This window comes from Pseudomonas sp. Pmew2, from assembly GCF_058129885.1.
The window spans coordinates 4,056,937-4,069,940 of sequence record NZ_CM176702.1; the positions used below are offsets into that span (position 1 = coordinate 4,056,937).

Sequence of the window (13,004 nt, forward strand, 5' to 3'; positions counted from 1 at the left end):
TGCCAGAAATGATTGATTCAATCATTATCGTTTTACTAAAAATAAAACGAGAACCTGGCCATGCAATTTCGCGGCATCATCCCAGCTCTGGTCACACCCTTCACCGCTGATCAGCAACTCGACGAGCAAGCCCTGCGCAATCTGATCGAAAACCTCCTGAATGCAGGCGTTCACGGGCTTTTCGTACTGGGCACCAATGGCGAATTCTTCACCCTTTCCGAATCGGAAAAACTCAAAATTGCTCGAATCACTGTCGAAGCCGTGGCAGGACGTGTGCCGGTTGTGGTCGGTACCGGCGCGTTCGCCACGCACGAAGTGATTGAAATGAACAAAAAGATGATTGATGTGGGCGCAGATGCCCTGTCGATCATCACGCCGTACTTCAATGCCATCAGCCAGTCCGAACTGATCAAGCACTACACCGCCATCGCCGACGCTGCCGAGCTGCCGAGCTGCCGAGCTGCCGCTGATGATGTACAACATCCCGGCCAAGACCGGCATGTCGATCGGCATCGGTGCCGTGGCAACCCTCAGCCAGCATCCGCAGATCAAGGGCATCAAGGACAGCGCCGGCAATTTCGACGCACTGGTGCAGATGATGCAGTACCGCAGCGACGACTTTGCGGTGTTCGCCGGAACCGACTCGCTGATCTACTGGAACCTGCTGGCTGGCGGTGACGGCGCTATTGCCGCAACCGCCAACGCCGTGCCGGAGGTGGTCATGTCGATCTGGAACAACTTCCAGTCAGGCAACCACGAAGCGGCCCGTGCCGCGCAGGAAGCCCTGCGCCCGCTGCGCGATGCCTTCGCGCTGGGCACCATGCCGGTGGTGCTGAAAACCGCAACGCAACTGCTCAATGTCCCGGTCGGCCCGTGCCGTGCGCCCGTGCAGCCGCTCGATGCCGCCGCACTGGAAAAACTCCAGAAGCTGCTGGCCGTCTACCGCCAAGCCTGAGGTAATCGCGATGTCTGCTACTTACCACTTCCAGACTGTGAAACATGTGCTCCACGGCCCCGGCAGCCTCGACCTGCTGAGCGAAAAACTGCCGCTGCTCGATGTGCCGGTCAAAAGCGTAATTCTGGTTACTCAGAACGCCATGCATAACCTGGGGGTTACCCAGCGCGTCACCGAGCAACTCAGTGCGCAGAATATCCGTGTGCACATGCTTGATAACGTCGAAATCGAACCGACGCTGGAAAATATCGAGCGGGTATTCCGCGAAGATGTCGCGCCGCACGCCCCGGAAGCCCTGATCGCGATTGGCGGGGGCAGCGTGCTGGATGCCGCCAAGCTGTTCGCCGTCATGCTGACCAACGACACACCGCTCAGAGACCTGCTGGGCATCGACAAGGTGACTCACCCCGGCAAGCCTATGGTGCTGGTCCCGACCACGTCCGGTACGGGGTCGGAAGTGACGCCCAATGCCATCGTCACTCTGCCCGATGAAGAACTGAAGATAGGCGTCGTCAGCCGTCATCTGCTGCCGACGCTGGTCATTCTCGACCCGCTGCTGACCCTCAGCCTGCCGCGCCCGATCACCGCCGCGACCGGCATGGATGCCTTCACCCACTCGCTGGAGTCCTTCATCTCCACCAAGGCCAACCCGATCAGCGATGCGTTTGCGCTGGAATCGATGCGCCTGATCGCAGGCAGCATTGTCGAAGCCTGGCAACAACCGGAATCGGTTCGCGCACGTGGCGACATGCTGCTGGGCTCGATGTATGGGGGCCTGGCGCTGACCGCCGCCGGAACCGCAGCGGTGCATGCACTGGCTTACCCGCTGGGTGGCAAGTTTCACGTCACCCACGGCGTGGCCAACGCCATGCTGTTGCCTCACGTGATGGCTTTCAACCTGGACAGCTGCGCCGAACGCCTCAAGCGTGCGGCACTGGTCTGCGGCGTGGCACAGCAGGACGACAGTAACGAGACCGCTGCCCACAAGCTGATCGGACAGATTCGCCAATGGACCCAGGTGCTGAACATCCCACAGAACCTGCGTGAATTCGGGGTTGCCGAAGAGCATCTGGCGGACATGGCGGTAGCGGCTTCCAAGGTCACACGCCTGATGACCAACAACCCCAAAGTCCTCAGCCTGGATGATATCCAGCAACTGTATCGGTGCCTGCTGCCATGAGCCGCGCCGAATTTCCGGGCCTGCTGATCATTGCTGACGACCTGTCGGGGGCAGCCGATTGCGCAGCGGACTTTGCTTCACGGATCGACACTCATGTGGTCCTGACCGGCAATGCCAAAGACTTGTCGGGGGTGATCGCCATTGATGCCGACTCACGTCGCCTTGACCCGCAACAGGCCGCCGAACAGAACCGCGCAGCCCTGCAACAGCAATCCCGAATCGGTATGGCGCTGTACAAGAAAATCGACTCCACACTGCGCGGCAACGTCGCCAGTGAGGTCGATGCCTTGCAAGGCCTGCGCGGCATGGCGCTGGTCGCTCCGGCGTTCCCGGCCATGAAACGCACGACCGTTCAGGGCGTGCAATTGATTGACGGTGTGCCAGTCGATCAGAGCGATGTCTGGCGCAACGAGAACCTGCACGGCACCGGCAACCTGCTGGATCTGTTTGTCGCGCAGGGCCTGCGTACCCAGTGGCTCGGCCTGGACACCCTACGTGATTCTTCACGGCTCAAAACCACATTGCGCAACGCACTTGAACAGGGTGTGCAGGCGCTGGTCTGCGATGCACAACTGGACAGTGATCTGCTGCAACTGGCCCAGGCATCGGTGGCCTGGCATGAAGAACTGTTCTGGGTCGGCTCGGCCGGGCTGGCTCGCCATCTACCGCACGCCTTCGAGCTGGCCGAAGCCTTGCCGATCAAGGTCGAGCCGCGTTCTCCGGTGCTGACCGTGGTGGGCAGCATGTCCCGGCATTCCCAGGCCCAGGCCGACCGACTCGCACAGGCCAGCAAGCCACTGTGCCTGACACTGCAACCGGCAATGTTACTCAATGAAGATGCGCACGCCGAGCGCGCCGCAGCATACCTGCAACCCCAAGAGCATCTGGCTACCGGGCGAGATGTGCTGGTACGCCTCGATCAACAACAACGCGACCCGGCGCAGGCGGCCACATTGAGCAACGCGCTGGCGCAGTGGCTGGCCCCCGCCCTGCCCCATGCCGGTTCAGTGGTAGCCACCGGTGGCGAAACCGCCAGAGCCATTCTGATTGCAGCGGATATCAAACGCTTGACGCTGTTTGGCGAACTGGCCACCGGCGTGGTTCTGGCCGAGGCCCGACTGGGCAAGCACACGTTCAATGTCGTGACCAAAGCCGGGGGGTTCGGCAACCCCGACACCTTGCTCACCGCCTGGCAAATGCTCCACGCACCGGCTGCGACCGGCACCCCTTTCAACGAGGAAGCTTCCTATGTCTGAGCGTCTGTCTGAACGTCCCGTCATTGGTATCACCATGGGCGACGCCGCCGGGGTGGGACCGGAAATCATCATGAAAATGCTCACCCACGCCTCGGTGTACGCCACCTGCCGTCCGCTGGTGATCGGCGATGCCCAACGCCTGGAAGACGCCAACCGCATCGTCGGCAGCCAGTTGCGCGTCAACAGCATCGCCAGCCCTGCAGAAGCCCGTTTCACCCAGGGCACGGTGGACTGCATCGATCTGGGCCTGATACCCGCTGACCTGCCCTACGGCAAACTGTCAGCGGTGGCCGGCAATGCAGCCTTCCGCTACATCGAGCGCACCGTGCAACTGACTCAGGCCGGTGAGCTGGACGCCATATGCACTGCCCCGCTGAACAAGGAAGCGCTGCACGCAGGTGGGCATATTTTCCCCGGCCACACCGAAATGCTCGCGCACCTGCTGGGCATCGAAGAAGTCTCGATGATGTTGATGACCCCGACCTTGCGCGTCATTCACGTCACGACGCACATCGGCATCATCGACGCCATTGCGCGGATCGAGCCAGGGCTGGTCAAGCGCACCATAGAACGCGCCCGGGAAACCCTGATCCGCGCCGGTATCGAAAATCCGTTGATCGCGGTGTGCGGCATCAACCCGCATGCCGGGGAAAACGGCCTGTTCGGTTATGGCGAGGAAGCCACCAAGATTCAGCCCGCAATCGATGAACTGCACGCCCGCGGCTGGCGTGTGGAAGGCCCGCTGCCCGCCGACACGCTGTTTTTCCGCGCCGGACGTGGCGACTTCGATGCGGTGGTTGCGATGTACCACGATCAGGGTCACGGCCCGGTCAAGGTCATGGGCCTGGAAGCCGGCGTCAACGTAACCATCGGCCTGCCGGTCATTCGTACCTCGGTAGACCACGGCACCGCCTTCGACATTGCCGGCAAAGGCATTGCCGACGAACGCAGCCTTATCGAAGCCATGCGTCAGGCCGTGGAGCTGGCAACCCGTAAACGCGACACCCGCAATTCCATCGCCGTCTGAGGTCGTTACCGGTACTGACCCAACGATCCCCAGCGGCACCCCATAACGCGCCAGAACAACAACAATGGAGCGAGACTGATGGATACCTTCAACGCGCAAGACACCTCGATCATCATCGGCATGGTGGTCGTCTATATCGTCATAACCACCTGGATGAGCATGCGCCTGCGCAGCAAGACCAGCGAGCAATACATGGTCGCCTCGCGCACCATGCCCGCCTTCGTCGTCGGCGTGCTGATGATGTCCGAATTCATCGGCGCCAAGTCTACGGTCGGTACGGCACAAGCGGCCTTCGAAAGCGGTTTTGCCGCCTCCTGGTCAGTGATCGCCGCAGCCATCGGCTTCCCGCTATTCGGCCTGCTGATGGCGCGCAAGCTGTACAGCTCCGGCGAATTCACCATTTCCGGCTTCATCGCCAAAAAATACGGCACCTCCACCAAGCTCGCGGTCTCGATCATCATGATCTACGCGCTATTGCTGGTGAACGTCGGCAACTACGTCAGCGGCGCGGCAGCCATTGCCACGGTACTGAAAATCAACCTGACCACCGCGGCGTTCATCACGGCGATCATCAGCACGCTGTACTACGTGTTTGGCGGCCTGAAAAGCGTGGCCTACATGAGCATCCTGCACACCGGCGTGAAATACATCGGTGTGTTGATCGTGCTGGGCGTGGCGCTGAAAATGACCGGCGGCTTCAGCCCCGTGGTGCAGAACATGCCCGAGCATTACTTCACGTGGGACGGGGCCATCGGCGGCTCGAAAATCATGGCCTGGATCATCGGCACGGTCGGCGCGATTTTCTCCACGCAGTTCATCATTCAGGCCATCTCCTCGACCCAGAATCAGAACGCGGCACGCCGCTCGACCTTCTACGCCTCGCTGCTGTGCATCCCGATTGCCTTGGCGCTGGGCTTCATCGGTGTCGCCTCCAAATACCTGCACCCGGAAATGAGCAGCCTGTACGCCCTGCCGATCTTCCTGCAATCGATGAGCCCGGTATTGGCTGGCGTGGTGACCATCTCGCTGGTTGCCTCGATTTTCGTCAGCGTCAGCACCGTGGCACTGGCCATCGCCTCGCTGGTGGTCCGTGACTTCTACGTGCCGTGGCGCAAGCCGTCGGTGGATCAGGAGTTCAAAACCACCCGCCTGATTGCACTGGTGATCGGTTTCGTGCCGCTGTTCTTCGTATTCTTCGTGCCCGAGATCCTTAACCTGTCGTTCTTTACCCGTGCCCTGCGGCTGTCGATTGCCGTGGTCGCCATGATCGCGATCTACCTGCCGTTCTTCGGTTCGGGCCGAGGCGCTACCCTGGGGTTGATCGCTTCAGCCATCACCACCAGCGTCTGGTATCTGCTGAACAACCCCTACGGCATCGACAACATGTATATCGCGCTGGTGACACCGGCTATCGTCATTGCCATCGAGCGACTGCTGCCGCAGTCCGCGTCGTCCAAACCTGCTCAAACCGAGGTTCCTCATGCCAACCGCTGATACCCGCCAGGACGCATTCCTGCCAACGCCTTACGCGCAGAACCATGCCGCGAACCTGCACGAGCTGGCCGACGGCACGCTGCTGTGTACCTGGTTCGCCGGTACTCAGGAGGGCATGGCCGACATCTTCGTGCTGCTGTCGCGCCGCGACCCGGCCACCGGCGTCTGGAGCGAGCCGCAGAAGATGTCCGAAGATGCGTCCCGCTCGGAACAGAACCCGATTCTGTTCCAGGCACCCGGTGGCCCGTTGTGGCTGATCTGGACAGCACAGATTTCCGGCAATCAGGAGACCGCCATCATCCGCCGTCGTCTGTCACTGGATAACGGCCAAAGCTGGGGGCCGATTGATACCCTGTTCGACGAGCCCGGCACCTTTGTGCGCCAGCCGCCAGTGGTGCTGGATAACGGCGACTGGTTGCTGCCGGTCTGGTACTGCATCACCGGGCCCGGCGAAAAGTGGGTTGGCAACCATGATGTCAGCGCGGTGATGATCTCCACCGATCAGGGCCACAGCTGGTCTCGCCATGACGTGCCGGACAGCACCGGCAGCGTGCACATGAATGTTCATCAATTGCCGGATGGCAGCCTGCTCGGCCTGTTCCGCAGCCGCTGGGCAGACTTTATCTACAGAAGCCGCTCAACCGACCGTGGCCGCTCCTGGAGCGCCCCGACGCCGACCGAACTGCCCAATAACAATTCGTCGATCCAGTTCGTGAAGCTGGCGACCGACGAACTGGCTCTGGTCTATAATCCGGTCAGTGCCGAGGGCCACGCCCAGCGCCGGGCCTCGCTGTACGACGAAATCGAGGATGAGGGCGACGACCGCGTCACACCGGGCGCACGTCAGGACGGCAAGGCAGCGGTGTGGGGCATCCCCCGCGCACCGATGAGCCTGGCGATCTCCCGCGACGGCGGGCACAGCTGGCCGACCCGGCTGGACCTGGAGCTGGGGGACGGGTTCTGCCTGACCAACAACTCGCAGGAAAAGCTCAATCGCGAGTTCTCCTACCCCAGCATCATTCAGGCCGCCGATGGCAGCCTGCACGTCGCGTTCACCTACTTCCGGCAGAAGATCAAGCATGTTCACCTGCCGCTGAACGCGATCCGCTGACCCACCCGCGTCGATTGGCCTGTTGCCAATCGACACCTTTGCGGAACCCATGTCATGCCCGAACCGATTCAGTCCGTACTCGTCACCGGTGCCAGCTCCGGCATCGGCAAAGCCATTGTCACGCGCCTGCTGGAAAAGGGCCTGCAGGTCACCGGTCTGAGCCGGCGTGCGCCGGACCTGCAAAACCCGAACTTCACATGGCGCGAGTGCGACCTCAATGACTTCGCCGCGCTGGACAAGGCGCTGCAACAGACGCCACACATCGATGCGCTGATCCATGCGGCAGGCTTCATGCGCACCGCGCCGCTGGGCGATCTGAACGACGCCGATGGCCAGGCCATGTGGCATCTGCATGTCGCCGCTGCCAGTCACATGGTCAACGCGCTGTACCCACGGCTGCGCGCCGGTTCGCGGATTCTGATGATCGGCAGCCGGACCATGCAGGGTGCCGCCGGACGCAGTCAGTACGCTGCCACCAAAGCGGCGCTGCAAGGCATGGTTCGTTCCTGGGCCATCGAACTGGCACCACGCGGCATCACCGTCAACCTGATCGCCCCTGGTGCCACCGAAACGCCCATGTTGCTGGCCCCCGGACGCAGTGGCACGCCACCGCGAAAACCGCCCATCGGCCGTTTTGTGCAACCGGATGAAATCGCCGGTCTGGCGGCCTTTCTGCTTGGCCCCGACGCGGGTGCAATTACCGGGCAAAGCCTGGTGGTGTGCGGCGGTGCGTCGTTGTAAGGTTGCATCCCGTTTCCAGGCTTTAATGCAAGGGCTGTAATGAAAGTCGCCAACCGTCGTCAAGCGATACTCGAACTGGTTCTTTCCGGCAAATCCAATGTGGACGAGCTGTGCGCCCAACTGGGCGTCTCGGAAGCCACCGTACGCCGCGACCTCACAGCCCTGGCCGAAGATGGCTTGATCCTGCGCACCTATGGCGGTGCGGCGCATGTCGGCCAGCGCGAACCGGAAACCTCGCTGGAAGAGCGCAGCCGCCAGCACAGCCAGGAAAAAATGGACATCGCCCGTGCCGCGCTGGCGCATATCAACGATCACGACACGCTGTTTCTTGAAGGCGGCACCAGCACAAGCGCACTGGCGCACATTCTCAACCAGCGCCGCGGGTTGCATGTAATCACCAACAACCTGTTGGCACTCAGCGATCTGGCGCTGATACCCGATGGCCGTATTACCGTGCTGGGCGGCACACTGCGGGCATCGAGCATGTCGACTTATGGCGTGGCGGCGCAGGCAGCGCTGGAACACCTGAGCGCCGACAAACTGTTCATCAGTGCCGACGGCGTGGTGGCCGAACTGGGCCTGTGCGAGGCCAGCGCCGAGCAGGCGTACCTCAAGGAAAACATGCTGGCGCGTGCCGCACAGGTCTTCGTACTGGCCGACATCACCAAGCTGGGCCGCGCGCGTCAGCAGCACTGGACACCGTTACGCCAGCCCTGGACGTTGATCACCAACCCGGTGGATGACGAGTCACTGCTCGCCCCTTTCAAGGCGCGCAAAAGCATTCAGGTGGAAATTGCCCTGCCCGGCTGACTTCACGCTCATAGCATAAAACCGTGATGTGCAAATTCTTGCGCATCACATGACCGCTGAAACTGGTCACGCCCCATACACAAAGCCCTCCAGCACCTAAACGAGCTTGCGCATACATGCGCAAAAGCCTGCGCAATATTTCGCATTTTTTGTCTGGCCATTGAGCTTTTTTTAAACCTTTAAACGCTATCTATTTGTTTTAAATAGATAAAAAATTGTCGGCATGCATCTTGGAATGTACTTCTGCATACAGCGGGCGAAATTGCCCGTTTCTGCGCAGAGAGTTTCCCACATGACCGATAAGCACGGCACGCACCAGCAACGACGCGCCGCACTGTTCCCCAAGACTCCGGCGACGGCCACCAGCCTTTGTCCTTTCAGAGGACCGAACGTCGCCATCGTGCCGGTGCGCTACGCGCTGGATCGCTCCCGCTACGACGCCGCGCCGGAGCAACTGAAGCCGTTGCCGAAACAGGGCAAATGGGCGCTGATGCCGACACTGAAAACACGCAGCTACACCCTTCGCCAGCTGTACGATGGCTACGTCTATGTGTTCGACGAAACGGCCGGGACGCTGCATGAATATGTCGCCTCAGCAAACAACGGCCATCTGAGCCGCATTGTCTGGACGGACGCGCAGATCGGCAATGACCAGCGAAGTGGCGCCAGTGATGGCAAGCCCTTTCTGCTCTACCCGCGACGTAACACACTGCACATCGCCTTTTCCCCGCAGCAATGGACATGGCGAGTTTGCGAGCATATGCGCTCCAGCGCCCCAAGCCGTGCGCTGTGGATGAAAGCGCTGGATCTGGCCAGCTACTGCATCACCATGGCCGAGCCGGACACCCTGCCGTTGAACCGTATCGCCGAGGCCGTGGCGGACATCGACAAGGGCCATGTTGCCGACGACGGCCGTTTCGCTGACTCGGCGATCCCCACTGCTCGCCCGCTGTCGGAAGACGCCGAAACACATCTGTTATGGGCACCACTGGGTGCTGATGTTTTTTGGCAAGGCAGCGTCGACGATCAGGACAGTTCCCTGCTCATCGCCCTTGATGACCCGCTGGCCGTTTTCAATGATCTGGGCATGCAACTGGCCGCTGATCAGGCGGCTTTTCGCGACTGGCAAGCCGAGCACGAACACAAGATCCAGATCGCCCAGACTGTCTCCGGACTGTGCGGTGCCGAGAGCGACCCGCAAAAACTGCCAGCGTCGGTGCGCGGTAATGCGGCTCGCACGCACCAGTACCTGAGCGAGGTCGAAGCGTACTTCGAGCAATGCATCCTTGAAGAGGCACAGATCAGCAGCAGCAACGTTCCCGGAGATTTTCTGCTGCTGCCGGACATGTTCAAAAGCCTGGACATGCGCAAATCGATCGAAGCGCGTTACGGCAGCGTCCCTACCGAAGAGGCTGCGCAGGCCTGGAAAGATCGCCACAAATGGCGACGCGAGGTCGATCTGAGCGGCGCGCGTCAGTATCTTCAACAGCATCTGCCAAGCGGAGACGCACTGCTGCAACAGGTGCGTGACACTCAACGCGATTTTCAGCTCTGGGCAACACATATCGGCACAGACCCGCTCCAGCTGTTTATCGATACCACCCGTCCAACACAGCTGCTGTACCTGCAAACGATCATGCTCAACCTGCAGATCATTTACGCCCAGGACAGCGCAGCCACCACCTGGCTGGCCGAGCAGGAAGCCAACGCCAGCACGCTGTTTGGTACCTTGCGCTACGGCTTCTCACCCGCCCTCAAACAAGCACTGCACCAGGAGGCCGACGCGCTGCTGAACGGCCTTGGCGACGTAACCAACCTGGCTACACGTATTGGCGAACTCAATGGCGCCCTCAATCACCAGGGCTTTACCGACAAGCCGTGGATGAAGGCGCTGAAGCAGCCCGTTCAGGGCACCTTCAAAGCCCTCGGCGAACTGGCCAGTGGCGCAGGCAAGGCAACGCTCGAGAGTATCCTGCTGGCCTGGGTACCCATCGACAGCCGCATGGCCCTGGGCAAACAGCAGAACATCGTCGCGTTGCTTCGCACCCTGTTGATTGGCCAGATTTTGCTTGATTCGAAGGCGCGTATTGCAGTCGATCAACAGGTATTCACCAAGCTCAAACAGTGGATACGCGAGTGGCAGGTCCTCAACAAGCAGATCAGCGATACCCGTCGCCGGTGGCTATATCCGAATGCCTACAACACACGCCAAAGCACCGCTCGCAACCTGCACGCCCATAAACAGAAACTGCGCGTCCACGAACTGAGCATCCCCGCTCTGCTCGACTTCCAGAACAACGAATACGCCAAATTACTGCAGGACGAGATTCGCCAGTACTTCCAGTCCGGCAAAACCCTGGCCAAGGACTGGCTGGCCCAAGCCAAACGCTGGACCGACCGACTCGGCGGCACTGCGGGCTCGATCACCTGGGGTGTGATCATGCTCAACTTCATCAATACCGCGCTCACTTACCGGGACGTTACTCGTGATGGAGACTTCAGTGCCAAGGATATTGGCAAGGTCACGTATGGACTGGGTTACAGCTTCAATCTGTTGATGGCGGTGTTTGTTGAAGCGCCGTGGAGCGTAATAAGGGATGCGACGCCGGAGCTGATTGACGGCAAGAATGTGGCAATTCTGGACAGGTCCAGTGCGTATTGGAAAACCAAGGGAAATGCGACGTGGGGTAATGCAATACGTGGGTTCAGGGTTTCGATGGTGGCGATGGGTGGGTTTGGGGTAGCAGCAGTTACGCTTGAACTATTTGGTATCACAGATGATTTTCACGAAGCAAAAACATCAGGAGAAGAATACGGAATTGGCATTAAGGGATTTTCTGTATTGGTAATGGGATTGGGTTCTGCAGCCCAGTTATTGGCAGGCATTTTTCCCGCTGGTGTTTTTACGATTATCGCGATGAATCCTTGGTTCAGCGTAGCCTTGATGGCAACTGGTTTTATTTATCTCATCGCTACGATGGCCCTGAATTATTTCAAGCAAGACAGTGTTGGCTGGTGGCTACGCAAGTGCTGTTGGTCGAGAACCCTAGCCTATCGTTACGCTGAGACTGCCGAAGGTGAGCAGGAAGAAGTGCGCGCGCTGATGGAAATTCAATTATCTCCGCAGGTCCATGCAAAAAGCACCGTGCATTACGAAGACCGTTACCTTGGCAAAGGCGATTACTACAGCGTAGCCGTACAAAATGGCGCGGGGGTACAAGTGCGCTTACCCAATCTGTTACGCGGGCAATCTGTGCATTTCAACATCGTCAGCAGCAAACGACCATGGGGAGTGCTACCTGTAGAAAAAATAGACGACCCTCTGCATGAAGCGTTTCTGGACCGCGGACAATTCAGGAAGGCCGAACAGTTCGGGACGCTTACCAACAAGCAAGCTGGCAAGACGAGTGAAGATTTCACCTATCCTCTCATGCCACCTGAAAACGAAGACCTCATCTGGGAAACCTGGGTGCCGCTCGACAAGGACGCAACGTATCTTGAGCTGCAAATCTGGTATCCGAACAATCTGATCAATCCTGGTGAGGACGATAGAGGCTATCTGTTTCAGATGGAGCTTGGCACAAGGGGCGATACCGCTATTGATGGTTTGGCTGCTGTGGAGCTTGAAGTACAGGCATCAAGCAGAATTGGCACCCTGACTCTGGAAGTCGCAGAGAGTACTCCTTTATGACTCAACAGACGCCCTCCCCATGCCTGCTAAAAGGCCGAGACATTCTAAACTGGAAAATAAAAACGCTGGCTAAATCACCTAAAGAAATCATGATAGCGCAGTCCATATTTGCCGCAATTCATCTGACCGGGAGCTCAATTTTTATTTGGGGGGGCTGGAAAGTATTTTTAAAAAACCCGCCTCTACTAGCGGGCTTGATACTTGCCCTTGGAGGGGTTCTGGCTTACTTCATAGGCCTGCTCATCCGCCAAAAAACCATCTACAACTACACCATAAAAACCAACTGTGCCCACCTGGAGTACTACCTTCACTACCCCGACTTCGCCTCGTCCTTCTTCAAGGGCATTGCCATAGCCGTCATCCTGATATTCGTCTTCATCGCCGCTCTCACCGGCTCACTGCTTTTCCTGGTCGGGCCGGCAGCCATCGCCTGTATCGCAGCCCTCAAGCTACTCAGCTGGGAAAACCCCATTCACCATGAACAAAGCCTGCCTTGGGATGAGTACAACTTTGTGACCGTCGACCGTAAACGGCTGATGATCGTCACACACCGCACGGATGTCACACTAGGCTTTGAGGCCCGATTCCAGCATGAGGTGCTGTTTAACAAATACCTCGCGTTTCTCCACACCGTGCTCCCCCCAACAACTGAGTTCACGGAAAAAGCCTGGAAATGGTAGCCCCGTTGCCGACCTCAATAAGCACTCCCTTAAGGCCGAACCACGAGATCTCTGGTATT

10 protein-coding genes and 1 pseudogene are annotated in these 13,004 nt (G+C 59.3%); all 11 read left to right on the forward strand.

What is annotated here, in order from left to right; translation table 11 throughout:
* Positions 1-60 precede the first annotated feature (60 nt).
* Positions 61-378, forward strand: a pseudogene (locus AC4ANK_RS18535) (dihydrodipicolinate synthase family protein); the annotation flags it as partial.
* Positions 379-469: 91 nt separating this feature from the next.
* Positions 470-955 (forward strand): dihydrodipicolinate synthase family protein, encoded by a 486-nt coding sequence (locus AC4ANK_RS18540; RefSeq protein WP_235208760.1) that lies wholly within the window; start codon positions 470-472, stop codon positions 953-955.
* Positions 956-965: 10 nt separating this feature from the next.
* Positions 966-2,135 carry an iron-containing alcohol dehydrogenase gene (locus AC4ANK_RS18545; RefSeq protein ID WP_031595786.1) on the forward strand — a complete coding sequence of 390 codons (1,170 nt, stop codon included), beginning with the start codon at positions 966-968 and terminating at the stop codon, positions 2,133-2,135.
* The gene (locus tag AC4ANK_RS18550) at positions 2,132-3,391 is read left to right on the forward strand and encodes a four-carbon acid sugar kinase family protein (protein ID WP_460384813.1); all 1,260 of its coding nucleotides are present in this window, start codon (positions 2,132-2,134) and stop codon (positions 3,389-3,391) included. The genes AC4ANK_RS18545 and AC4ANK_RS18550 overlap by 4 nt, the downstream gene beginning before the upstream one ends.
* Entirely contained in the window at positions 3,384-4,418 is a 1,035-nt protein-coding gene (pdxA, locus tag AC4ANK_RS18555; RefSeq protein ID WP_005731526.1) for a 4-hydroxythreonine-4-phosphate dehydrogenase PdxA, read from the forward strand. Before AC4ANK_RS18550 ends, pdxA begins: the two co-directional genes overlap by 8 nt.
* A 78-nt stretch (positions 4,419-4,496) precedes the next feature.
* Entirely contained in the window at positions 4,497-5,912 is a 1,416-nt protein-coding gene (locus AC4ANK_RS18560) for a sodium:solute symporter family protein (protein ID WP_031595782.1), read from the forward strand.
* Positions 5,899-7,023 carry a sialidase family protein gene (locus tag AC4ANK_RS18565; RefSeq protein WP_002554348.1) on the forward strand — a complete coding sequence of 375 codons (1,125 nt, stop codon included), beginning with the start codon at positions 5,899-5,901 and terminating at the stop codon, positions 7,021-7,023. The genes AC4ANK_RS18560 and AC4ANK_RS18565 overlap by 14 nt, the downstream gene beginning before the upstream one ends.
* 54 nt (positions 7,024-7,077) lie before the next feature.
* The gene (locus AC4ANK_RS18570) at positions 7,078-7,764 is read left to right on the forward strand and encodes an SDR family NAD(P)-dependent oxidoreductase (RefSeq protein WP_002554349.1); all 687 of its coding nucleotides are present in this window, start codon (positions 7,078-7,080) and stop codon (positions 7,762-7,764) included.
* Positions 7,765-7,803: 39 nt separating this feature from the next.
* Positions 7,804-8,574, forward strand: coding sequence for a DeoR/GlpR family DNA-binding transcription regulator (locus AC4ANK_RS18575; RefSeq protein WP_002554350.1), 771 nt, complete (start codon positions 7,804-7,806; stop codon positions 8,572-8,574).
* A gap of 292 nt (positions 8,575-8,866) precedes the next feature.
* Positions 8,867-12,265 (forward strand): toxin VasX, encoded by a 3,399-nt coding sequence (locus AC4ANK_RS18580; RefSeq protein WP_082301286.1) that lies wholly within the window; start codon positions 8,867-8,869, stop codon positions 12,263-12,265.
* Complete coding sequence (locus AC4ANK_RS18585; RefSeq protein WP_002554352.1) at positions 12,262-12,945, forward strand: hypothetical protein; 684 nt, start codon at positions 12,262-12,264, stop codon at positions 12,943-12,945. Before AC4ANK_RS18580 ends, AC4ANK_RS18585 begins: the two co-directional genes overlap by 4 nt.
* Positions 12,946-13,004 lie beyond the last annotated feature (59 nt).

Excerpts from the sequence above, each read along its gene's own strand:
- AC4ANK_RS18540 (WP_235208760.1), top strand. The coding sequence starts at position 470 with ATGATGTACAACATCCCGGCCAAGACCGGCATGTCGATCGGCATCGGT.
- AC4ANK_RS18545 (WP_031595786.1), top strand. The coding sequence starts at position 966 with ATGTCTGCTACTTACCACTTCCAGACTGTGAAACATGTGCTCCACGGC.
- AC4ANK_RS18550 (WP_460384813.1), top strand. The coding sequence starts at position 2,132 with ATGAGCCGCGCCGAATTTCCGGGCCTGCTGATCATTGCTGACGACCTG.
- pdxA (WP_005731526.1), top strand. The coding sequence starts at position 3,384 with ATGTCTGAGCGTCTGTCTGAACGTCCCGTCATTGGTATCACCATGGGC.
- AC4ANK_RS18560 (WP_031595782.1), top strand. The coding sequence starts at position 4,497 with ATGGATACCTTCAACGCGCAAGACACCTCGATCATCATCGGCATGGTG.
- AC4ANK_RS18565 (WP_002554348.1), top strand. The coding sequence starts at position 5,899 with ATGCCAACCGCTGATACCCGCCAGGACGCATTCCTGCCAACGCCTTAC.
- AC4ANK_RS18570 (WP_002554349.1), top strand. The coding sequence starts at position 7,078 with ATGCCCGAACCGATTCAGTCCGTACTCGTCACCGGTGCCAGCTCCGGC.
- AC4ANK_RS18575 (WP_002554350.1), top strand. The coding sequence starts at position 7,804 with ATGAAAGTCGCCAACCGTCGTCAAGCGATACTCGAACTGGTTCTTTCC.
- AC4ANK_RS18580 (WP_082301286.1), top strand. The coding sequence starts at position 8,867 with ATGACCGATAAGCACGGCACGCACCAGCAACGACGCGCCGCACTGTTC.
- AC4ANK_RS18585 (WP_002554352.1), top strand. The coding sequence starts at position 12,262 with ATGACTCAACAGACGCCCTCCCCATGCCTGCTAAAAGGCCGAGACATT.